Genomic DNA, 22,521 nt, shown 5'->3' with positions numbered 1-22,521 from the left:
CTTTTCTTACTTTCTTTTTCGGTATTTTTGATTACGATGTTTAGGGTTATCAGGGTATTTCATTTCGATTAAACCAAGATATAGTGCTGGGTTTAAATAGCGTTTGCCAAAATTCACTCTGTGGGAGATACCAAGTATTTCCATCAATTGTTTTGCACTTTGATATTCGTTCCCTAGTACAGCGAGTAATTGTTTTACTTTATCACTTTCTTTATCACTTTCTTTATCACTTTCTTTATCACTTTCTTTATCACTTTCTTTATCACTTTCTTTATCACTTTCTTTATGATTTATGCTTGGCTGTGCTACTTTTATATCTTCTGAAGCCTTGTTTAATAAGGATCCAAGATTTTCTTGCTTAGTTGAAATCATCGTGTAATCAGATTTTGATTGAGTTTTGACTTCATTAAAATTAACAAGTCGATAAATTAACTCATTACGTTTTACACCCTCAACAACCAAGAACCCTTTATTTTTAAGCTGAGATAAAGCAAGGGTAATTTCACGTCCTGTATATTGAGGAATGGCTTCAACAATTTGTTTATGATTTGCTTGCTGTCCATTGATAGCAATATATAACAAACAGTCTTTCACTTTTTGCTTTAATTGTGTAAAGCGAGCGCCAAAGTGATCTGCTAACGTTTCTTCCCATTTTATAATTTCACCATCTTGAAATGTTAAGGTTAATCTTGTGTAATCAATTTGGCTTTCTAATTTAGGGGTGGTGAAATAGTAATTTTGCCAATTTTGAAAGATATCTTTCACTCCCTGTCCTTGGCGCTCACATAAACCCACACGACGTAAGATATTATGAATTGTGCCATTCCTACATTCTGAACGATTGCCCACAATAGCGTGTTGAATATCAACTAGCATAGTTCCTGCATTTTCAAAACTAATTTGATTTTGTGTTTTTACAATCTTTAAATGTCGGCTGTCATTAAAATAATCTGCATGAGCAATAGCATTGACCAAGGCTTCGCGTAATGATTTAGTAATTTCATTTTCTTCAGTTCGAGTAAGGTTATCAAGTTTAAAATGGGTATCTTTGCCTAAAGAGGTCAAAAGAGGGGCAATCTTCCAATAGAATTCAAGTAGATTTCCTTCTTCTATATCGAAATCCGTAATGCGTAAATCATAGCGGCTATTTTGCTCACTGGTTTCGTAATATTCAAAGAAAAAGTGTTTAAGGTAATTTTTGATAATATGCCCTTTACCAAACAACAGTAAACCGGCAAAAGTAACGCCGCTTTGCCCTGTTTCAGGATCTATTGCTATTGCACCAATGCGTTTGAATAGCTCCTCATCAGATCGTAAGAGTAGTGGTTCAGAATCTTTTTGTGCTTTAAGTAAATTACGATATTTATTTAAGGTATTTATGTTTAGATAATCTAAGTTACTATGAGGAATAATTTTTCCGTCACGATTCTTACTAGTAGAATTTGCAATCATTGAACGTAATTGTTTATCATTTAATTTATGATCGCCTGCTTTTAGACGAATATAAGAACGACGAAGATCTTGATTCAAATGAACTGGGCGATCCGCTTCTTCTGCTTTTGGTACATAAATTACGATGACTTGTTTACCTTTAATCGTAAAGCAACGCACATTCTCATTAGATAATAAAGCCGTGCTGACTTTTTCTTTACTACGAGATTGCGTAAAAATAAGGTCTTGGATTTTTTCAGCATTTGTAACACCTGAGATATGCAGTCCCTCTTTTTCTGATACACCGAGTATGATAAAACCACCAGATTGGTTTGCAAAAGCTGAATAGGTTTCCCACATTGTTTTGGGAATATCATTTTTAGCCTCTTTATATTCCAGCCATTCTCGCTCAGTATATAAATTACCAGAGGTAAGCATCTCTTCAATATCAATCCAATTTAGCATCTTGTTCCTGCTATTGATTTTTTAACATACGCCATAACGTGGCTTCTTTTTCGGCAACAGCGTTCAAAAACTTGGCAATTTCTTGATAACCTTCAACACTCGGCTGCCGGCATTGCTTCACGCAAAGGCTGGCAAATTGTCGCCATTGGTCACCAATTTCTGTCATTTGTTGTGAGGCTTGTTTGAATTTTGGCTCTTGGCAGATTTCTGCCGCTTGCTCTAGGAAATAGGCATAAATATAGCGAAAGCCCGCGCCACCTGTGCCAATTTCTTCTTGCATTCGCACGATGTGACCAAGGAAGAGTTTTTTGTATTTTTCACTTTGTTTGCTGTGAGCAAATTTTTCGATTTGTTTTGCAAGAGAAAACATTCCGCGCACACCAACAAACCAAAGCGGTGCGAGCATTTGTTTGGCATTTTTGCGAATCGCTTTTCTCAATATGGCGGGCAAATCAAGTGCGGTCAAATTTGGCGAAGTTTTCCAATAATACATTAACCCTTTTGCCGCTAATGCGCCTTTTGCGAAACGTGCGCGTTGTAAATCTTGTGCCGCACAGCGCTGTACTTGCTCAAAGACAGGATCGCTAATTAAATATTCGTTCTCTTGTTTGCCATAAACTAACAAATTATGTGCATTAAAATGAAAACGCATTTCGGGCGGAAAATAAGGCAGCCAAAACACTGAAGTTTGCAGTCCCACCAGTTTTCCTTGCGCTAAAGCCTTATCCAAGGCTTGTTGCCCTTGTTGTGGTGAACGAAATCGTTTTAACGCAAGTTTTCCTTTTAATACTTTTGACACTTTTTTAAGCATTACCCCCGGTGGCATTCGATAAGAAATTAACGGCATTCCGCTAATTTTGATGAGTGGAATATAAACAAAGGTCAATGCCGATGCCAAGCCAAATACCATCGCTTCATTGAAATCAACCTCTTGCGATTTGAGTAAGGTGGACATCACGCCACTTTCGCAATGGGCAGTGTGTTGGTGGGAAAAGTTATTGTTCATTTTTTAATATTTAAAAGTTCTTTGATATAAATTTCACCTAATTTTTCTTTTTCTAAACAGCGTTTTTGTGCATATTTGTCATATTCAAGAAGTGCTTTTTCCTCTGCTTGTTTTTTACTGATTGAACCTTGATCTCTCAATACATTTCTATCGTTAAATTCAAGAAAACGATCTAATTGTTCTTCCCAATCTTTTAAGAAAAACTGTTTTTTTCGGCTTGCTTGATCTTCTGCAAAATCTAGCCACATTGAAACAATCCGATTTAATGCTGTAATTTCTTGTTCATTAAGATAATTTTTAGCTACTGTAATATCTTTTTTTACTACACCGATACCACTAAAATTTGTCAATCCCATATTAGGTAATTCTGCATTTGCTCGTTGAAAAATGATTTCTGCTGCTGTTTTATTAGTACAAGCAAAATGAAGTTTGTTTTGAATTTTTTGGAAAAATTGCGTTGTTTCTTTAAAAGAGGGTTGATAATCTGCTGCTAAAGTGAAAATTTCACGCACTCGTAAATACATTCGGCGTTCACTTGCCCGAATATCTCGGATTTTTTCTAAGAGCAGATCAAAATAGTCATTGGCTTGATTAGCACCAATAGGTGGATTTTTTAATCGTACTTCATCTAACACAAACCCTTTTTCTATATATTCGCCCAACGTGCGAGTTGCCCATTGGCGAAATTGAGTACCACGCGTTGACCGGACACGATAACCTATGGCAATAATTAAAGGTAAAGGATAGTAAGCGATTTGGCGTTTAATCTCTCTTCTGCCTTCATTTTGAACTGTCAACTGAAAGTTGACGGTTGAATTTTCATCAAATTCACTTTCATCAAAAATAGCTTTAATATGTTTACTGATATTCTGCTTTGTCGTTTGATAAAGCTCTGCAATTTCCAACTGATTTAACCAAAGTTGAGAACCTAATTCGCGTAAGGTGAACTGAGATAAACCGTCTTCGGTCGTATAGATGATAATACTGTTTTCTTTCATATTTAGCGGTACTCTTAATGAATATCAATCTACGCTTTGCTATCGTTATTTCGTAATTCTAGTTAAAATCTATACCAATCAAATAGTTAAATAAGCCAAAGATTACGCTAAAGAAGAATGTGATACAAAATTTTTGAAATATTCCATCTCAACACCAAACACATCTGCATATTTCTCTAGCTTCTTCTGAGAAAGTGTTTCCCAAACCTCAGGCCTAAAATGTCGCTTTATTTGCCATTGCCAGAAGCCGGTGGCTTGGGCGAGGGATTGTTCATCAAAACGATATTTATACATTAAATAGTACAACACTGATTTTTGCCCGTTTTTAACCGCCTGTAAGGCTTGTTCTGTTTGTTGCTTAAGGGCTTCCACGGCTTGCTGAGTGGCAAATTCTTCCGTTTGCCAGCCTGTACTTGTGCTAGCTTGGTAATGCCCATTTTGGGTGGCGTAGATGATCTTTTTCTGTCCACGGAAAATGCGGCTATCATCTTGTGGAATGTCATTCAGCTCCATTCACCACCTCAAGCAACATAAAACAAGAGGAAAAACGACCGCTCTCGGGGATATAACATAACACTTTCTGACCATTTTTGAGTGGGAAAGTGCGCATAAATTCTTCTAAAATAATGTAAATAGACGCTGATCCCGTGTTTCCTTTTTCGGCAAGGTTGGTAAACCATTTTTCTTGTGGAATATCAAACTGAATACGTTGTAAACCTTCCGATAATTTGTTACGAAAAAAGCCAGAAGAATAGTGCGGTAAGAAATAATCAATATTTTCAGCACGGAGTTGATATTTGTCGATTAAGCGAATTAAGGCTTTTTCGACGGTATATTTCACAATATTTTCGTTGAGCAATTTTACATCTTGTTTAATTGCCATTAGGCTGTGTTTGTCGCGATATTGGCTATCTACCGTCTTCCAGCTAACAAACTTGCCATTGTCGATTTCTGCACCTGCGTACATACACACAGGCATTTCATTGGCGTAAGAGACGAGATCAATCCAATGAATTTTAAAACTAATGCCTGTTGGATTTGGGCGATGGCTTAGTTGTGCTGCTCCTGCGCCGTCTGAAAGCATCCAGCGTAAAAAATCTTTTTCAAAGCCAATTTCAGGTCTCGCATTATCAAGTTGTTTTTGATTAATCTCAGGACGAAAATTTTCGCTACGCATTACTGCTGAGGCGGCTTCAGATGCCACAGCAATCGCATTTTGATGTTCCCCTGTGCGAATCCCATTATAGGCGTGTTTCATCGCTGCCATTCCCGCCACGCAAACGCCTGCGGTAGTTAGCACTTCGCAAGCTGGTGCATTGGGAATTAGGCCGTGAACCATTACCCCTTGTCCCGGCATAATTTGATCAGGATAAGAGGTGCCACAGGCTAAACAGTCAAGCTGATTTATATCCACGCCTTGCGCCACTAATTTTTTAATAGCACAGACTGCAAGTTCTGTGCTGCTGTGCGTGGCTTGCCGTGTTTGTGGGTCAATGGCGTAATAACGCGTGCGAATCGCATTTGAGCGTAAAATCATATTGCGAACACGGGAAGGAACATCACCGACCATTCCCAATACGGCTTCCATTTGATCATTGGTAACAGGATCATTTGGCAAAAAACTTGCCACTGAATTAATATAAACCTCAGAAAGTTGCGACATCATTATTCTCCAGATGGGGCAGCAAAATAGCGTTTTTGGCGCTCAAGTTTTTCTTTTAATAATGGTTTTAATAAACGCTTAATGAGAGCGGAAATTGGCACGACGGTAATAATTAATAAGACTAAAAAAGCAATATAAACATATAACACAGCTTGGCGCAAACGTGGTGAAATTTGACCGCACTTAAGTAATAGCTTACCCCATAAATAAAAGCTACGGTGTCCGACTTTTTCACTCATCATCAGTTTCTCATCAATTTGCACTGCGCCCATATTCTGAAACAGGGGTTGATTGAGCGAGGTATTTTCCGCTAATTTTTCTGCAAGTTCGCCACCAAATCGCTGCATATCGGCAATATTTTCTTCACTAATGCCCGCGCTAGGTAACCATTTATAAGGACGCTTTTTACCTGTAAACAACCATAATGGCGTGGTGATAAAACTTGCCCACGCGTTAGATTGATCCGTTTTAACGATATTACCAACCAGTATTGCGCCCGCTTGATTTAATAATGCTTTGACTTTTTCTTGCGCCATTAACCACATATTACGGCAGCCGATTAAGGTAACGACAGGTGTGTTATACAATATGTGTTTAGCTTGTTCACTTTGTAAGAACGCGGTAATCGGTTGAGATGGAGAAAGAAACCAAACACTATATGCAATAATGACTAAATCATATTGCCTACGTTGCAGTGTTGGTGTTTCAATGGGCGCAGGTTGTAAGTGAACACTTTCAGGAAAGGTATTAAAAAATGGGATAAATTTCCACGGAAAAATATAATCCTGTTGCGGTTTCACCTGATATTCTTCAATTGAAATGTCTTGTTGAGTGCGTAGTGGTTGTAGAAAACTTTCCACTAAGTGAGAAAGTTGCCCTGTTTGCGAATAAGAAACGACAAGAATATGTTTAGCTGAATGCGTGACCATAAAGTTAAGTACTACAAAGCGTACACCGATAAAATTCGGCGCAAAATTATAAATTTGATAATGTGCTTGTCAAGCCAGATAAAATATCAAGTGCGGTGTAAAATTTCCCAATTTTTGACCGCACTTAATGAAATGAATTAGCGAACAATATCGCCTTTCAAGGCAACACCGCTCATTAGATTTCCTGCGTGACATTCATATTGCGTTGTGCTGCGATAAGGGTTTTTCTTATAGAAGCTGATGATATTGCCCACTTTCGTGGCACGATGTTTTTTCGCCGTATCTTGGAATTGTTTCACGACTGTGAGGAACGCCCATTGGCAAGATTTCTCATCACTTTTATTTGCTGCATTTGTTTTACGATTACTTACCATACCTGCTTTTACGGTCGAACCCGGTGCGGGTTTGCCGAAATAGAGTTTAATTTTTGGATCTAATACCTCTTTCGCTTCAGGGGAATTCAACGCTTCCTGAATGGAGTAATAATGGGTGGTATCTCTTGGTGCGCAAGCAGCAAGTAAGAGTGTGGTGAACGCAATGGCAAATTTTACTGAATATTTCATAATTTTTCCTTGTTTTTCTTAGATAGATTAAATACCTTAATTCGATCTTATATAAATGGTTGCTTTTGTGCTTGGTAATTTAGCGTAAATTAAGGTAAACTTCCACAACATTTTTTATCAATCAATAATTAGGTTTCTGTAATGAAAAAATTATTCTCAATTTGTTTCTGTGCCGTCACTTTAGTTGGGTGTGCCGCAGGGGTTAAGGATTTGCAACCTGTGCAATTAGCGAGTCTTAAGCAGCCATTATGCGTTACCGCAGATTTGCGAAAAGCACCTGAAGATTTTTCTGACGCAATTTTAGCGAGCTTAAAAAAACGTGGTATTAAAGCACACTTTGTTAAATTCAATGAGTTAGCAAGTTGCGAATCTATTTTAAAAGCGAATGTTCGTGGTAACCGTGCCATTATTGCCCGTGGGAGTTTAAAAGTTCAACAAGATAAGCAAGTGCTTGGCTTTGTTACTTATAGAAGAGGTGGTGATGAAGCGGAGCGTGTAAAAGAAGTGGGCTTACAAGGTCAAACCGATTTAATGATTAACGAATTATTTCAATAATAATCAATGAACACCGCAATTTGTCAGTTTAATTTTTCGCTAAGAGGATGGAAAGTGGTGACTAACCGTGAGCTTTCCCCCCAAGATTGGCAATTAGGCGAACAACATTGGAGGCAAAGCAGCCACTTATGGCAACCTTTTGCTCCTAAGTTAGCCTTTTTACCCCCATTAAAACGGCGACGTTTAAGTGAATTGGCGCGCTTATTTTTTGAAGCAGCGTGGGATCTTATGGAAGAACAGCCTAATATCCCCGTGGTTTATGCTTCTGCGAATAGTGAAATTAATCGCAATTTTGCCCTGTGGCATAGTCTTTTAAGCGAAGGTGATATTTCACCCACATCCTTTAATTTATCTGTGCATAATGCGTTGGTTGGACAATGGTCAGAAATGCGCCAAGTAAAATCAGAAACCACGGCAATTATGGCACAACAAGATAATTTAGAAGTCGCATTACTTGAAGCTTACTTATTGTTGCAAGAAGGACAACAACGTGTGCTTGTCGTCGTGGCAGAATCGCCATTGGCGGAACAATATAATGCACAACCTGTGGTTCGTCAGCCTTTTGGTTATGCGTTAGCCTTAGTCGTAGAAAAAGGTGATCAATACCAACTTAGCTTACATCGTGCTGAGGAGCGCGTTGAACCCGCACAAAAGTGTGGTGACAATACGTTATTTTGGGTGCAGCAACAATATTTAGACCAATCTCAGTGGCAAACGTTAAGCTCCCGTGGAGAGGTTTGGTTATGGCAGAAAAAGTAGATTGGTTACGCCGTTTTCTTGCTACCGCCATAGGTTTCGCGTTTTGGGGCATAGCAGGAACATTATTGCAGTTGATTCTATACCCTTATGCACGTCGTTCACAAAATTTAGCCACACAATTAAAAGTGCGTCGTTTTGTTGGGAAAATTTGGTATTATTTTATTCGCTTTTGCGTTTGGAGTGGTGTGCTAGAAGTAACCTATCAGGGGTTTGAAAAATTAGGACGCGCGGGACAATTAGTGATTGCTAATCATCCTTCTTTACTTGATGTCGTGCTTACTTTAGCGAAAACGCCGGAGTTAAATTGCATTGTAAAACAAGATTTATTACACAACCCCACAATGCGAAATCAAATTCTGGCTTGTGGATTTTTGCCTAATACGGAATCTCTTGAGCTGTTAGAACAATGTGATAACGTGCTGAAAGAACAAGCAATTTTGCTTTTCCCTGAAGGAACAAGAACCGGTTGGGATGGCGTGGTAAAGTTGAACCGTGGTGCGGTATCGATTGGTTTACGCAGTGCGAAAATTATTACGCCGGTGGTGATAAAAATGCGTCCACTGAATTTCAAGAAAGGGCAACCTTGGTATCAACTTCCTAAAACGCGCATTACTTATACGCTTTCTGTGGGCGATGATATCGATCCACAAATTTGGCTTGCTGAAAAGCCTTTACCTTTGGCGGCACGTCGCCTAACACAATATTTAAACGATTATTTTAATTCTCAAACTCAATAAAAGGATAAATAAAATGGAATTAGAGCAACAACTTAAAAATATCATTATCGAAAGTTTAGCATTAGAAGACATCAGCCCAGAAGATATTGAAAATGAAACATTGCTTTTCAGTGATGAGGGCTTAGGTTTAGATTCCGTTGATGCACTTGAACTCGGTTTAGCTGTACAAAAAGCCTTTAATTTACAATTAGATAGTGAACAGCACGCGTTACGCGATCACTTCACGAATGTTAATACTTTAGCCGCCTTTATTCGTTCACAACAAGGTTAATAACGATGATGACAGAACAACAAATTCAGGGCTTACTCTCTGAGGCTTTGGTTTCTCTCTTTGAAATTGATCCAAATAAGATCACACCAGAAACCCATCTTTATGAAGATCTGGAAATTGATAGTATTGATGCCATTGATTTAATTGATTACATCAAACGTAACACGGGATACAAAGTGAAACCTGAAGATTTTCGCAATGTGCGTACCGTAAATGATGTGGTGCAAGCCGTGTTAAAAATGAGCCAACAAACCCAACAAGCCACTGACGATTCACAGAATGCCTAATTATACGGAACACAGCCTTATCGCTACACAACCTGATTGGCGTTATGGCGACTTTGCTTATAAAGCGTTACAAATGGCAGAAGCTTTCAAACAGCAAAACGTGAAATCTATCGCTGTTTGGCTAGAAGACGGTGCCAATCTTGCCTGTACCTTACTTGCCGCGTGGCAGGCTGATGTACGCGTACTTTTTCCGCCTAATTTAACTGAAGAAAGCCTTGAATGGGTTGCTCAGCACGCGCAGTTTTGGTTATGTGATAACGAGGCAACACTGCCTTCAAAAGTATCCTTTGATGCGTTTGGTCAGGATAGGGTTATTCTAAAAGAAGAAAAATTTGCACCGCACTTTGATCATAATGCGCAAACGGAAATTTGGCTGAAAACCTCTGGCAGTACAGGAGAAGCAAAGACCATTGTCAAAACGGCTCAACAAATGTGGCGAAGTGCGCAAGTGTTAGCCGATGCTTTACCGTTTCCTGCAGATAAGCAGTGGCGTGCAATTAGCACCGTAAGCATTCAGCACGTTTATGGGTTAACCGTGCATATTATGATGGCTTTAGTGTTGGGGTGGCAAATAGGGCGTAAGCAACTGTTTTATCCTGAATGTATTAAGTCGGCACTTAACCAATCAGAAAATGCGGTGTTAGTGAGCAGTCCTGCGATGTTATCAAGTATTGCTTGGGATAAAATGGCTATGCCAGAAAGTTTGCAAGGTGTGGTTTCTTCAGGCGGTGCATTGGCTGATGACGTATCAACGCAAATTCGTACGGCAATTCACGCCCCTGTGGTGGAAATTTATGGTAGTACGGAAACAGGGCCTATTGCTATCCGTGATGATATTCATCTTTGGCAACGGTTGCCAAAGAGCCAGCTCGGACAAGATGAACAAGATGCCTTGTGGATTGAAGCCGATTGGATTTCTGGGCGTGAGCAAACGGCAGATGTCGTAGAATTTGAAGGCTCGGGTTTTCGTTTACTCGGACGCTGTGATCGCATTGTAAAAATCGGCGATAAACGCACATCTTTAGTGAGTATTGAACGTCAATTATTGCAGCATCCTTTTGTAGAGGATTGTTATATTGCACGTCATCCAGAACAAAATCGTTTAGCCGCTTGGGTAGGATTGACGGAAGTGGGTATTAACGCCTTTCGTGAACAAGGTCGTCGTGCAGTCATTGCACAATTGAAACAAGCCGTAGCAGCAAATCAAGATAAGTCAGCTATTCCACGTTTTTGGCGTTTTACTGACAAATTACCCCGCAATAGTCAATCGAAAATTAATAAATTAGCGTTTAATCAGGTTTGTGTGGAAACTGTGCTTGATCCCATTTGGTCAGCGCCAGCGTGTGATCAGAATCAATATGTGATAAAAGGCAAAGTGCCGTTGGAATTGCGTTTCTTAAAAGATCATTTTGCTGAATTTCCCTTAGTGCCGGGCGTGATCGAATTACAATGGATCAGCGAAAAAATGCAGGGTTTTTTAGGGTATTCCCCAACGTTTTCGAGCATTGATCGTTTGAAGTTCCAGCATTTTTTACGTCCAAATGATGAGTTTGAACTTTCGCTTACTTGGCAACCTGAAAAGCGACGAATGGCTTTCCAACTCAAGGTAGCAGAAGAAACTTGCTGTAGTGGTGTAGCAATTTTAACGGAATAATATAATGAAAGCTTTCACTTCCGTTCTTATCACCTTATTCCTTGCAATAAGTGCGGTGGCTTTTCCCATTTTTTTTTGGTGGCAAGGGGCAGATAGCCCCATTTTATATTATCTACCGTGGGTAATGGCACTCTTATGGGCGGTGAAAGGATGGCAACAACCCCCATCAACGCAGCGTTATTTTTCCTTTTGCTTAGCGTTAATTTTAGCGGTGATTGCCGGCACGCGTGCTTTAGTGGGAATGTTTTGGTATCCAGTGATTATTAATGGATTAATGTTGCTATTGTTTGCAAGCAGTTTATGGCAATCACAGACTTTTGTAGAACGTTTAGCGCGCTTACAAGAGCCAAATTTAACCGATAAAGGTGTGCGTTACACCCGAACCGTAACTCAAGTGTGGTGCATTGTTTTTATTATTAATATTGGGGTGACGACTGCACTCATATTGGGACAATATTATGATTATTGGGCATTATATTCAGGGGTGATTTCCTATGTGTTCATTGGCTTGATTATGGGCATTGAATGGATCATTCGACAACGAGTAAAAAAATATCATGCAAATTAATTTTTCAGCAATCAAGGATATTACCTTAAATCCACCTTGGTCAAAGCAAGATTTTACCTTACGAGCTTGGCAAATTAGTCAGCAATTACAACAGCAACAGGTGCGTAGCTTAGGCTTATGGCTTGATGATGCCGCACAGATGGCGTGCGTGTTGTTGGCGTGTTTTCAGGCAAAAGTGCGCGTGTTATTGCCACCTAATTTATTAGCAGAAAACCAACAATGGCTTGCACGAGAAAATGCAATGCTGATGGATAATGAGCGTGTTGCGACCTTCGGTTTAGAACAACAGGTAGAAGCAGAAACCCTCACGCAACCGTTAATTGATCCTGATTGTCAAAGCGAAATTTGGCTTAAAACCTCCGGTAGTAGTGGCGAACCAAAAGTTTTGATCAAAACAGCGAAAAAAATGTGGCAGGAAGCACAAGCTATTGCTGACACTATCAAGTTTTCAGCGGATAGGCCACTTTATGTGGTATCAAGTGTTTCCGCGCAACATCATTATGGTTTATCCTACCGTATTTTCTTACCGCTCTATCTTGGTTGGTCTATCGCTCGCTTGCAATACCATTATCCCGAATATTTGATGAGCGAAAGTTTACAAGCAGAGAATGTATTATGGGTGAGTAGCCCTGCATTGCTTACTCACCTTAATTTAAAAGACACCAAACTGGCTCGTTGCGGTATTCGTGCTGTCATTTCAGCAGGTTCTCCTTTGCCTTCAGAGACTGCACAACATATCCACGATATGCTAGGTTGCCGAATGATCGAAGGTTACGGTAGTACTGAAACTGGTGCAATCGCGTTTCGAGAACAAGAGACGTTATGGACACCGACAGTGGTAACAGAGGTGGGATTAACAGAAAATGAAACGCTTTGGGTTAATTCACCTTGGCTTGATGAACCAGAAATTATGGCAGATATGGTACAAATGCACGGCGAGCGCTTTTTACTGTTAGGACGCGCGGACCGCATTGTGAAACTGGGCGACAAACGTATTTCTCTGGTCAATATAGAACAAGCCTTGCAGCAGCATTCTTGGGTCATTGATTGCTTTGTGGCAAAGCACCCAAATCAGGCTCGTCCTGCGGCTTGGGTCGCGTTAACGGAAGAAGGATTGAAAGTTTACCGCACTCAAGGGCGTAACGCGGTGATTCATTCACTGCGCCAACACCTGAGCCAAAATCAAGAAGCGGCAGGCTTACCCCGTTTTTGGCGTTTTACCGACAAATTGCCACGCAATAGTCAATCAAAAATTTTAAACGCTGATTTCGAGCAAGCTTTTCTTAGCCAGCAAGAGGAATTCGCTAATGAATAAACAGGTAATTGCGCTTATCCCTCATTACAATCATTCAACCACGGTTAGCGCTGTTGCAAATCAGCTACGCCAACTTGATTTGCCCGTGTTGATTATTGACGATGGCTCAACAGCTTCTCATAAAGCCGTACTGCATACGCTTGCTCAGCAAGAGGGTATTCAAGTCCATTTTTGCCCACAAAATGGGGGAAAAGGGGCGGCAATGAAAGTGGGATTTCAATTAGCGTGGGAACAGGGTTTTGCCTATGCCGTACAAGTCGATGCAGACGGACAGCATCAGCTTTCTGATGTGGCAATCTTTTTGCAAAAAAGTGCTGAAAATCCCACCGCACTTATTTGTGGGCGTCCAATCTATGGTGAGGATGCACCTAAGGCTCGTTTATATGGTAGAAAAATTACCGATTTTTGGAATGCTATCCACACCCATTCACGCGATATTTTAGATGGAATGTGTGGTTTTCGGCTCTATCCTGTGGAAGCAATGATCAATTTATTGAAGCAGGAAAAAATTGGCGATCGTATGGATTTTGATATTGAAATTATTGTCAAAGCGCACTGGTATCAAATCCCAATGGTATGGGTGGATACCCCCGTTCGTTATGATAAGAATGGCACATCTCATTTTCGGGCTTTTGCGGATAATTGGAAAATCAGCAAAATGCACACCAAACTTTTTTGGCAGATGGTATGGCGAATGATACAAGGCAAGCCGTTATGAGCCAACCAGATAAACATTGGGCAAAACAGCAGGAGCGTGGAACGCGTTTCTTTCTCAACTTAACACGCTTGATTGTGGCATATCTGCCTTTGTGGGCGATCCGCATTGCTACCTTTGTCGTGGTGAGCTATTTTTTTGTTACATCAAAGAAAGCCCGCCAATATATTGCGGAATATCAGCAACGTTTGTGCCAAACTTTTCCTGACACGAGGTTACCTCATTGGGCGGTTTTTCGCCAGTTTTTAACCTTTGGTGTCGCGATTACCGATCGCTTTGCGGTGTGGCAAAATAAAATTCATTATCGTGATTTACACATTGATGATGCGGACAATCTTTATCACGATATTGATCATCAAAACCGCGGGCAAATTTTATTGTGTTCCCATTTTGGTAATATTGAAATTTGTCGCGCGTTAGTAGATAGTGGACATCACCCTAATTTTGTGCTGAATGTATTAGTGCATAGTCACCACGCTGAGGCATTCAATGACGCTTTAGAAAAAGCCGGTGCTAAAGCCCTTCCCGTTATTCAGGTAATGGATTTAGATGCACAAAAAATGTTTGAATTGCACCAACGGTTAGAGCGAGGTGAATGGATTGCCATTGCCGCTGATCGGATTCCGGTGCGTGGTGATAAAACCGAAAAAGTCAATTTTCTTGGTAAGTCAGCCGATTTTCCGCAAGGGGCTTGGTTGCTTTCGGCATTGCTCAAAGCACCACTTAATACGGTGTTTTGTGTGAAGTCGCAAGGGCGTTATCAATTAAAACTTCGCCGATTCAGCTCAGCCATTTCAGGACGAGGCATTGCCCGTCAGCAACACATTCAGCAGGCAATGCAACAATATGCTGATGTTTTGGCGCAAGCGTGCCGAGAACAGCCATTGCAATGGTTCAATTTTTACGATTTTTGGAATGACGAACAAAAATGAAAACAAAAAAACATATTTATTGCCAACATCAATCTGATTACGAGATCCCATTTTTTGATGTGGATTCCGCACATATTATGTGGCACGGGCATTACATCAAATATTTTGAAATGGCACGTTGTGCATTGTTAGAAGAGATTGGTTACACTTACGATCATATCCGTGCTGACGGCTATGGTTGGCCCATTGTGCAACTGAATGTGAAATACGTTCGTCCTGCGCTTTTTCGCCAAAAAATTCGTGTTACCCTTTCGGTATTGGAATACGATACTTGCCTACGCATCGACTATGTAATTAGCGATTTACAAACAGGCAAAAAACTCACCGTAGCCAGTACGACACAAGTGGTGGTGGACGCTAAAACGGGCGAGATGCAATTAGAAGCAACGGAAAATTGGCGAAAGGCGTTTGAGGCATATAAAGGTTTTCAACCTCTCGCTTAATTGGAATAGGAAAGATGAAAAAATATTTTGCGTTATTATTATGGATAGTCAGTTTACCTCTTTGGGCGTTTTCTGAGCAAGATCTTATCGCTCAACTTCAACAAAGTCATACCGTACAAGGAGATTTTGTACAGCAGCGTTTTCTTAAAGCATTGCCACAACCTATTGAAACTAAAGGAAACTTTACATTAGTAGCAGAAAAAGGCTTGTTGTGGCAAATGACGCAGCCTTTTCGCACAGAATTACGGATTACCCCACAGGGTATTGCGCAATGGAATGGGCAAGGTTGGGTTGCTAACGGAAATATGGCGCAATCGCAACAAATTCGTCTGTTTTTAGGCTTGTTATCGGGGGATTTGTCGGGGCTAAAAAGCCATTTTGATTTTGCATTAAGTGGTAATGCCAAACAATGGACATTGCAACTTACGCCAAATTCGCTCTTAATGAAACAAATCTTTACTTCAATTATTGTACAGGGAAATCAGAGCGTAACGGCAATGCAACTGAATGAAGTACAAGGTGATAGCACAAAAATTTACTTTCAGCATATTCAGCTTAATCAGCCATTATCATCCGCGGTGAAACAAGCACTAGAATAGAAAAATGAGTACCTAAAAATGTCGCAGCCAGTCAAAACATCAAAATTTTCCACCGCACTTTTTTCTATGGCAATGCGTATTGCGTATGTAATGAGCTTGGTGTTTTGCACAATTACACTGGTGATGTTTATTTTGCGTGGTAATTGGTTGCAAACTGATTTACAAGCATTATTGCCAGAAGATCAGCAATGGCAAACCATACAACAGCAAGTTGATAAACAGCAAGAACAGCGGTTAAATGGGAAAATCATTGCACTGATTGGTGCAAGCTCGCTTGATAATGGGATTCAACTTTCACGGGAAATTGCTCAACGTTGGCGTCAGAGTGGTTTATTTCGTCAGGTGAACAGTGAGTTCCAGCCTGATCTTAATACACTTCGCCAAGCAGTGAAAACCCTCGCTTTTGCCACGTTACCCGCCCATATTCGTACTCAATTAATTCAGCAACCTCATCAATATTTCCAGCAATATGCGCAGCAAATGAGCAATCCTTTTACAGCACAAAATATATTGCCGTTGGATCAAGATTGGCTCGGTTTTGGACGATTTACGCTTGCACAAGCACAGCCACAGAGTAATGTACAATGGCAAGCAGAAAGTGGTGTGCTTAGCGTGAATGGACAAGGAAAAAGCTGGATATTATTACAAGGGGAATTAACCCCTCAAAACTGGCTTACTCCCCCTTTAGCATTGCTACAGCTGATTGAACAAAATCAGCAACTTGCGCACTCACAAGGGGCAGAAATGAATATCACAGGTGCAAGCCTATTTGCCTTGCAAGCCAAGCAAAGTGCAGAGCGGGAAAGCCAATTAATGAGTGGCTTTGGAGTGGGATTAACCTTAACGCTGTTGCTGGTGGTATTTCGCTCGCTACAAGTGTTATGGTTATTTTTACCTATTGTGGCAGGTGTGTTAGTGGGAGTGGTCGCAACCCTTGCTTGGTTTGGGCAAGTGCATATTTTAACCCTCGTCATTGGCACAAGTTTAATTGGCGTATTGATTGACTTTCCATTGCATTGGCTTTCTGGCTCATTGCTTTCTCACCGTTGGCAAGCAAAGCAAGCAATGCAAAAACTACACCTCACTTTTAGTGTGAGTTTATTGGTCACGTTGCTAGGTTATGCGTTGCTTGGTTTTACTTCATTGCCCATATTACAGCAAACTGCCTTATTTTCAGCGGCAGCGTTACTGGCAGCCGTGTTGTTTACGCAACTTTTATTACCCGATTTTTTTCGCCATTATCAGAATAAACGCCCAACAAAGTTGTTATACGCTTTTTATCAAGTGCGGCGCTTTTTTCAAATGTTTTTGCCTTACCGAAAAGCCTTGATAGGCATATTCACCCTCTTTGTTGCAGGAGGAATTGTCCAATCTAAGTGGCAAGATGATATTCGTCAGTGGGTGGCATTATCACCGAATTTAGTTAGCCAAGCACAAAAAATTGGTGAATTAACAAGAATGCAATTAAGTGGGCAATATTTTTTAGTTTTAGCGGAAAATGACGAAAAATTACTCGAAAAAATCACCGCACTTGATCGTCAATTAGAACAAGCCAAGCAGCAACAGCAGCTAGAAAGTTATCAATCTTTAAGCCAATGGCTAATGAGTGAAAAACAACAACGTATTTTCGCACAACAATTGCAACACTTATCATCGCAGGATTATGCACCACTCAGTGCAATGGGTATTCCTGCTGAAATTGTGCAACAACAACTGAAAGGATTAGTTCATCAGCCAGCACTTTCTTTGCAAGCGGCATTGAATACGCCATTAGGACAGGGGTGGCAAAGTTTGTATTTAGGGCAGATAGCTGGACAAAAAGCCGCGATTATCCCTGTTAATAAAGGCGACCACCAAGCCTTATCACAACTTGCCAATCATCACGATATTTTCTGGCAAGACAAGCGTAGCCACTTAAACCAAGCTTTCCAGCAAACTCGTAATCAAGCCGTGTGGCTAAAATTACTTTCTTTTGTCTTAGCAGGTTTATTGTTGTTGCGTTATTTCGGTGCCAAAGCGAGTGGAAAAATGTTATTTGTCCCCGTTTTTGCGGTGCTTACCACCTTGGGGATTTTCGGTTGGCTTGGTTTACCCATCAGCTTGTTTGCAATGTTTGGAATGTTGTTGGTTTCTGCTATTGCTGTGGATTATGTTGCATATTTGCAAAGTGTTTCTGGGTTAAATGCCCATAAGCAATTTGCGATTGTCCTTGCTGCAAGTACGACGCTAATTTCTTTTGGCTTGCTCACCCTAAGCCATACACCCGCTGTGGCATTGTTTGGGTTGAGCGTGAGTATTGGTGTGATCTGTGCGGTGAGTATCGCATTTATGATGTATCGTAAATAATAACAATGACTTTTTAGGGAGCAAAAAATGAGTCAATATGATGTCGCGATTATTGGTGCAGGCCCTTCAGGTTCCGTGGCGGCTGCATTATTAGCGAAACAAGGGGTATCGGTATGTGTATTAGAGAAGCAATATTTTCCCCGTTTTGTCATTGGTGAAAGCTTACTACCTTATTGTATGGAAATTTTGCGTGAAGCTGAATTGCTTGAGGCAGTAAATCGCGAACCGAGTTTCCAATTTAAAAACGGTGCTGCTTTCACTTGGGGCAATCGTTATACTTATTTTGATTTTACCGATAAATTTACCGCTGGGGCTGGGACAACTTTCCAAGTCAGACGGGGGATTTTCGATAAAATTTTAATTGATGAAGTGGCAAAACGTGGCGTTGATGTCCGTTTTGGCAATGAAGTATTAGCTTTTGAAACACAAAATGATGGCGTGCAATTACAGGTGCGTAACGATAAAGGCGAAAGCTACAATTTGAACGCGAAATTTGTTCTTGATGCAAGTGGTTACGGGCGCGTATTACCACGCTTATTAGATTTGGAGTTACCTTCACACTTGCCAGCGCGTGTGGCGCGTTTCACCCATATTGATGACAATATTGATGATCCTGAGTTTGATCGAAACAAAATTCTTATTACGACTCATCCAGAACACCGAGATGTATGGTTATGGCTTATTCCTTTTGCCGATAATCGTTGTTCTATTGGTGTGGTTGGTTTGCCTGAGACCCTTGAAGGCGATGACGAACAGGTGTTAAAAAAATTTGCATTAGAATGCCCAATGCTAAAACGCATATTAAAAAATGCCGTGTGGGACAATGATTTCCCTTATCGTCATATTCAAGGTTATTCTGCGAATGTAAAAACCTTGCACGGAGAACGCTTTGCTTTATTAGGGAATGCGGCGGAATTTTTAGATCCTGTTTTTTCATCGGGGGTGACAATCGCATTGCATTCCGCACATCTTGCTGTTCCTTTGATCGTGCGACAACTCAACGGTGATATTGTGGACTGGCAAAAAGAATTTGCCGATCCGCTAATGCTTGGTGTAGATGCATTTCGCACTTATGTGAATGGTTGGTATGACGGCTCATTTCAAGATGTGGTGTATGCGAAAGATCCACAGCCCGAAATTCGTCGTATGATTTCTTCCATTTTAGCTGGGTATGCGTGGGATAGTGCGAATCCATTTGTGGCAAAATCTACACAACGTCTTGCCGCGTTGGCTGAGTTTTGTGGCACAGCAAGCCAAGATAAATAAAAAAGAGGAAGTAAAGTGCGGTGCGATTTTTGAGAATTTTATCCCTGTTCATTGATCTAAAAAGAAATGCTACAATCGAAAAAAGTAAAAAAACAACCGCACTTAATATGATGATAAAAAGAATAAGTCAATGGCGAGCTTGGTTTATTGCTGTTGTATTCTGTGGCGTGATGGGCTGCCAAAGTTTACCACAAGCGCAAAATTTTCCAACCAATACGCCAAGTAGCCAATTATTTAAGATTGAACGGCAAGACGAGCAACATCGCTCTCAGCAACAAAGTTTACTTGCCTTACAATATCAACCTAGACAATGGCGTTGGGTGCAAACCGATCCCCTTGGTGCGCCTTTGGCAAGGGTGGTTTTAACGCCACAAGGTTGGCAAAATGATGGCTTTGTTATGCCAAACCCGCAGGCAAAATGGTTGTTTTCTGCGATAGCAACGGCGTTATATCCAGATTTCCCGCTTTTTCCATTTAGCAAGGTGGAAATGCAAGGTAAGCGACAAGTTTATTTTATTAATCATAAGCCTGTTTGGTCGATTGAAGGGCAATCTCCCGTGTGGAAAATTGATTTAACCGACAATAGCCATTGGCGTGTAACTTTACTAAATTAAGGAATAATGTGAGTAAATTGTATTTATCGCAACCTGCGGTGGTCAGTAGTTTAGGTGAAGGGCTGGCTGCCCATATTTCAACGTTATTATCTGCTGCACCTTCTACATTAAGTTTGTGTGATACGCCATTTAGTGAAAATGGATTGCTAGATAATGCACGAATGTATGGCGCAGTGAATGTGCCACTTCGCCCGTTCCCAAAGACTGTTCCAGCAGCGCATCGTAGCCGTAATAATCAATTGTTGTGGCATTGTTTGGCACAGTTGGAAACGCAGATTGAGCAAGCCATTGAGACCTTTGGTAAACATCGTATTGCAGTCGTGGTTGGTACCTCTACTACAGGAGTAGATGAAAATATTGAGCTGTTTAAGCAAGCGGCGGAACATCAAGATTGGTCGAAAGTTCCTTTCAAACAGCAACAACAATATTTCTCTGCACCTGCAGATTTTGTGGCGTGGCAATATGGTTTGAGTGGATTATGTTATGGCATTTCTACTGCTTGTACTTCTGGCGCGAGAGCCTTGATGAGTGCGGCACGATTATTGAAAAATAATCTGTGTGATGCGGTGATTTGTGGCGGCGTGGATACGTTATCCCCTTTAACGATCAAAGGCTTTCAATCCTTATCGGTATTATCCGATAGCCAGACGAATCCACTTTCTGCAAACCGTAAAGGCATTAATATTGGTGAAGGAGCGGCAATGTTTGTGCTATCTAAACAGCCTTTCGGACAATCAGTAGAATTACTTGGCTATGGGGCAAGCAGTGATGCTTATCATATGTCTTCACCACATCCAGAAGGCGAAGGCGCAATTGCCGCATTTCGTGCGGCTTTAGCAAATAGTCAGCTTGCGGCAGATGAAATCGGTTGGATCAATTTGCACGGTACAGGCACTATTCATAATGATCAAATGGAAATTCTCGCTGTGCATAATGTGTTTGGTGAACATACCCCTTGCACTACAACAAAACCATATACAGGACATACATTAGGCGCAGCAGGTGCTGTGGAGGCTGCCATTTTATGGGGAATGGTTCATCCTGATTTCAATCCAGAAGGGAAATTGCCACCCCAATTATGGGACGGTGAGCCAGATCCTACTTTACCTAAGGTTGCAATTACCGACACAAATAGTCGTTGGCAACAGGCAAAACGGATTGGGGCAAGTAGTTCGTTTGCTTTTGGCGGTAATAATACTGTACTCATTTTAGGAGAATGCGATGTTTGATTTAACCTGCCCAATTACCAATATTGCGCCACTGTTACCACATAGTGGCGAAATGGTGCTATTACAACAACTTGATGAAGTTGGGGAAGATTTTCTGGTTGCACAAGCACAAGTGAGTGCGGATCATATTTTGCTAAAAAACGGCAAGTTAGCCAGTTTTGTTGGGGCGGAAATTATGGCGCAGGGCATTGCTGCTTGGGCGGGGTGTAAATGCGTTCGAGCAGGGCAACCTATTGGCTTAGGTTATTGGCTTGGAACAAGAAAATTGCATATTTATCAACAGGCTATTCCTATTGGTAGTACATTAGAAATTCGTGTTCATCGCTCCCTTGAAGATGATACCGGTTTTGGCGTGTTTGACTGCCAACTACGAAATAAAAATACAAATGAACTGATTATTGAAGGAACGCTGAATGTATTGCGTCCACCAAAAGAGAGAAAAGTATGACAGATAGCGTATTAATTACAGGTTCTAGTCGTGGTATTGGCAAAGCCATTGCATTACAACTGGCGCAATCGGGGTTTGATATTGTGTTGCATTGCCGTAGCCGACTTACGGAAGCGGAAACCGTTGCCGAACAAATTCGTGCGATGGGACGCAATGCCCGTATTTTGCAATTTGATGTGAGTGATCGTGATAATACCGCACGAAAATTACTGGCAGATGTAGAACAATTTGGTGCTTACTACGGGGTGGTACTGAATGCGGGATTAACCCGAGATAATGCTTTTCCTGCTTTAACGGATGAAGATTGGGATACGGTATTACGCACCAATTTAGATGGCTTTTACAATGTTCTTCACCCTATTATGATGCCAATGATTCGCCGTCGAAAAGCTGGGCGAATTGTATGTATCACGTCTGTTTCTGGTTTAATAGGAAATCGTGGGCAAGTCAATTATAGTGCCTCAAAAGCAGGTATTATTGGTGCGGCAAAAGCGCTTGCGGTGGAATTAGCAAAACGTAAAATCACGGTAAATTGTGTGGCTCCCGGATTAATCAATACAGAAATTTTAGATGAAAATGTGCCTGTTGAAGAGATTCTCAAAGCGATTCCCGCAGCAAGAATGGGGGAACCAGAAGAGGTGGCACACGCCGTTGATTTCTTAATGAACGAAAAAGCAGGCTATATTACTCGTCAAGTTATCGCCGTGAATGGCGGATTATGCTAAGGA

25 protein-coding genes are annotated in these 22,521 nt (G+C 40.9%); 18 read left to right on the top strand and 7 right to left on the bottom strand.

The genetic code is table 11. From position 1 onward, the window contains the following. Positions 1–6: 6 nt before the first annotated feature. From L5B83_RS02290 to L5B83_RS02260, 7 genes are all read right to left on the bottom strand, one after another. Positions 7–1,869 carry a Fic family protein gene (locus tag L5B83_RS02290; RefSeq protein ID WP_265778361.1) on the bottom strand — a complete coding sequence of 621 codons (1,863 nt, stop codon included), beginning with the start codon at positions 1,867–1,869 and terminating at the stop codon, positions 7–9. 37 nt (positions 1,870–1,906) lie between these two features. Continuing rightward, complete coding sequence (locus L5B83_RS02285) at positions 1,907–2,902, bottom strand: BtrH N-terminal domain-containing protein (RefSeq protein ID WP_265777431.1); 996 nt, start codon at positions 2,900–2,902, stop codon at positions 1,907–1,909. Further along, positions 2,899–3,900, bottom strand: coding sequence for a virulence RhuM family protein (locus L5B83_RS02280; protein ID WP_265777430.1), 1,002 nt, complete (start codon positions 3,898–3,900; stop codon positions 2,899–2,901). Before L5B83_RS02280 ends, L5B83_RS02285 begins: the two co-directional genes overlap by 4 nt. Positions 3,901–4,002: 102 nt before the next feature. Continuing rightward, on the bottom strand, positions 4,003–4,413 hold the full coding sequence (locus tag L5B83_RS02275; RefSeq protein ID WP_250351049.1) for a hypothetical protein: 411 nt from the start codon (positions 4,411–4,413) through the stop codon (positions 4,003–4,005). Further along, positions 4,400–5,563, bottom strand: coding sequence for a beta-ketoacyl-ACP synthase III (locus L5B83_RS02270; protein WP_265778360.1), 1,164 nt, complete (start codon positions 5,561–5,563; stop codon positions 4,400–4,402). The genes L5B83_RS02275 and L5B83_RS02270 overlap by 14 nt, the downstream gene beginning before the upstream one ends. A gap of 2 nt (positions 5,564–5,565) precedes the next feature. Next, positions 5,566–6,492, bottom strand: coding sequence for a dialkylrecorsinol condensing enzyme (locus tag L5B83_RS02265; protein WP_265777429.1), 927 nt, complete (start codon positions 6,490–6,492; stop codon positions 5,566–5,568). A gap of 137 nt (positions 6,493–6,629) precedes the next feature. Then, positions 6,630–7,055 carry an excinuclease ABC subunit A gene (locus tag L5B83_RS02260; protein WP_265777428.1) on the bottom strand — a complete coding sequence of 142 codons (426 nt, stop codon included), beginning with the start codon at positions 7,053–7,055 and terminating at the stop codon, positions 6,630–6,632. A 141-nt stretch (positions 7,056–7,196) separates the two neighbouring features. Between L5B83_RS02260 and L5B83_RS02255 the strand changes: the two genes are divergently transcribed. The 18 genes from L5B83_RS02255 to fabG all read left to right on the top strand — a co-directional run bounded on the left by L5B83_RS02255 (position 7,197) and on the right by fabG (position 22,518). Continuing rightward, positions 7,197–7,610, top strand: coding sequence for a hypothetical protein (locus tag L5B83_RS02255; protein ID WP_265777427.1), 414 nt, complete (start codon positions 7,197–7,199; stop codon positions 7,608–7,610). Positions 7,611–7,616: 6 nt separating this feature from the next. Next, positions 7,617–8,369, top strand: a complete 753-nt coding sequence (locus tag L5B83_RS02250) for a beta-ketoacyl synthase chain length factor (RefSeq protein WP_265777426.1) — start codon at positions 7,617–7,619, stop codon at positions 8,367–8,369. Next, the gene (locus L5B83_RS02245) at positions 8,354–9,106 is read left to right on the top strand and encodes a lysophospholipid acyltransferase family protein (protein ID WP_265777425.1); all 753 of its coding nucleotides are present in this window, start codon (positions 8,354–8,356) and stop codon (positions 9,104–9,106) included. Before L5B83_RS02250 ends, L5B83_RS02245 begins: the two co-directional genes overlap by 16 nt. Before the next feature lie 13 nt (positions 9,107–9,119). Next, positions 9,120–9,377 carry a phosphopantetheine-binding protein gene (locus tag L5B83_RS02240; protein WP_250351043.1) on the top strand — a complete coding sequence of 86 codons (258 nt, stop codon included), beginning with the start codon at positions 9,120–9,122 and terminating at the stop codon, positions 9,375–9,377. Between the two features lie 8 nt (positions 9,378–9,385). After that, positions 9,386–9,664 carry an acyl carrier protein gene (locus tag L5B83_RS02235; RefSeq protein ID WP_250351608.1) on the top strand — a complete coding sequence of 93 codons (279 nt, stop codon included), beginning with the start codon at positions 9,386–9,388 and terminating at the stop codon, positions 9,662–9,664. Continuing rightward, the gene (locus L5B83_RS02230) at positions 9,657–11,318 is read left to right on the top strand and encodes an AMP-binding protein (RefSeq protein WP_265777424.1); all 1,662 of its coding nucleotides are present in this window, start codon (positions 9,657–9,659) and stop codon (positions 11,316–11,318) included. Before L5B83_RS02235 ends, L5B83_RS02230 begins: the two co-directional genes overlap by 8 nt. A 4-nt stretch (positions 11,319–11,322) precedes the next feature. Further along, positions 11,323–11,886: a hypothetical protein gene (locus L5B83_RS02225; RefSeq protein WP_265762361.1), complete on the top strand. Its 564-nt coding sequence runs from the start codon at positions 11,323–11,325 to the stop codon at positions 11,884–11,886. Then, positions 11,876–13,201: an AMP-binding protein gene (locus tag L5B83_RS02220; RefSeq protein ID WP_265777423.1), complete on the top strand. Its 1,326-nt coding sequence runs from the start codon at positions 11,876–11,878 to the stop codon at positions 13,199–13,201. Before L5B83_RS02225 ends, L5B83_RS02220 begins: the two co-directional genes overlap by 11 nt. Then, positions 13,194–13,919, top strand: a complete 726-nt coding sequence (locus tag L5B83_RS02215; RefSeq protein ID WP_265777422.1) for a glycosyltransferase family 2 protein — start codon at positions 13,194–13,196, stop codon at positions 13,917–13,919. The genes L5B83_RS02220 and L5B83_RS02215 overlap by 8 nt, the downstream gene beginning before the upstream one ends. Continuing rightward, complete coding sequence (locus tag L5B83_RS02210) at positions 13,916–14,848, top strand: LpxL/LpxP family acyltransferase (RefSeq protein WP_265777421.1); 933 nt, start codon at positions 13,916–13,918, stop codon at positions 14,846–14,848. Before L5B83_RS02215 ends, L5B83_RS02210 begins: the two co-directional genes overlap by 4 nt. Then, positions 14,845–15,291 (top strand): acyl-CoA thioesterase, encoded by a 447-nt coding sequence (locus tag L5B83_RS02205; protein WP_250351037.1) that lies wholly within the window; start codon positions 14,845–14,847, stop codon positions 15,289–15,291. The genes L5B83_RS02210 and L5B83_RS02205 overlap by 4 nt, the downstream gene beginning before the upstream one ends. Before the next feature lie 14 nt (positions 15,292–15,305). Continuing rightward, positions 15,306–15,890 carry an outer membrane lipoprotein carrier protein LolA gene (locus tag L5B83_RS02200; RefSeq protein ID WP_265777420.1) on the top strand — a complete coding sequence of 195 codons (585 nt, stop codon included), beginning with the start codon at positions 15,306–15,308 and terminating at the stop codon, positions 15,888–15,890. A gap of 18 nt (positions 15,891–15,908) precedes the next feature. After that, positions 15,909–18,236, top strand: coding sequence for an MMPL family transporter (locus tag L5B83_RS02195; RefSeq protein WP_265777419.1), 2,328 nt, complete (start codon positions 15,909–15,911; stop codon positions 18,234–18,236). A 27-nt stretch (positions 18,237–18,263) separates the two neighbouring features. Then, entirely contained in the window at positions 18,264–19,502 is a 1,239-nt protein-coding gene (locus L5B83_RS02190) for an NAD(P)/FAD-dependent oxidoreductase (protein ID WP_265777418.1), read from the top strand. Positions 19,503–19,609: 107 nt separating this feature from the next. Further along, complete coding sequence (locus L5B83_RS02185; protein ID WP_265777417.1) at positions 19,610–20,116, top strand: DUF3261 domain-containing protein; 507 nt, start codon at positions 19,610–19,612, stop codon at positions 20,114–20,116. An 8-nt stretch (positions 20,117–20,124) separates the two neighbouring features. Further along, positions 20,125–21,345: a beta-ketoacyl-ACP synthase gene (locus tag L5B83_RS02180; protein WP_265777416.1), complete on the top strand. Its 1,221-nt coding sequence runs from the start codon at positions 20,125–20,127 to the stop codon at positions 21,343–21,345. Next, entirely contained in the window at positions 21,338–21,793 is a 456-nt protein-coding gene (locus tag L5B83_RS02175) for an ApeP family dehydratase (RefSeq protein WP_265777415.1), read from the top strand. The genes L5B83_RS02180 and L5B83_RS02175 overlap by 8 nt, the downstream gene beginning before the upstream one ends. Continuing rightward, positions 21,790–22,518, top strand: coding sequence for a 3-oxoacyl-ACP reductase FabG (gene fabG, locus L5B83_RS02170; RefSeq protein WP_250351030.1), 729 nt, complete (start codon positions 21,790–21,792; stop codon positions 22,516–22,518). The genes L5B83_RS02175 and fabG overlap by 4 nt, the downstream gene beginning before the upstream one ends. Positions 22,519–22,521: the final 3 nt, after the last annotated feature.

The sequence above is a fragment of the Avibacterium sp. 21-599 genome (assembly GCF_026226765.1).
Taxonomy (GTDB): domain Bacteria; phylum Pseudomonadota; class Gammaproteobacteria; order Enterobacterales; family Pasteurellaceae; genus Avibacterium.
The sequence above is the reverse complement of the archived record's forward strand: the minus strand, read 5'-3'. Positions and strand labels throughout refer to the sequence as shown.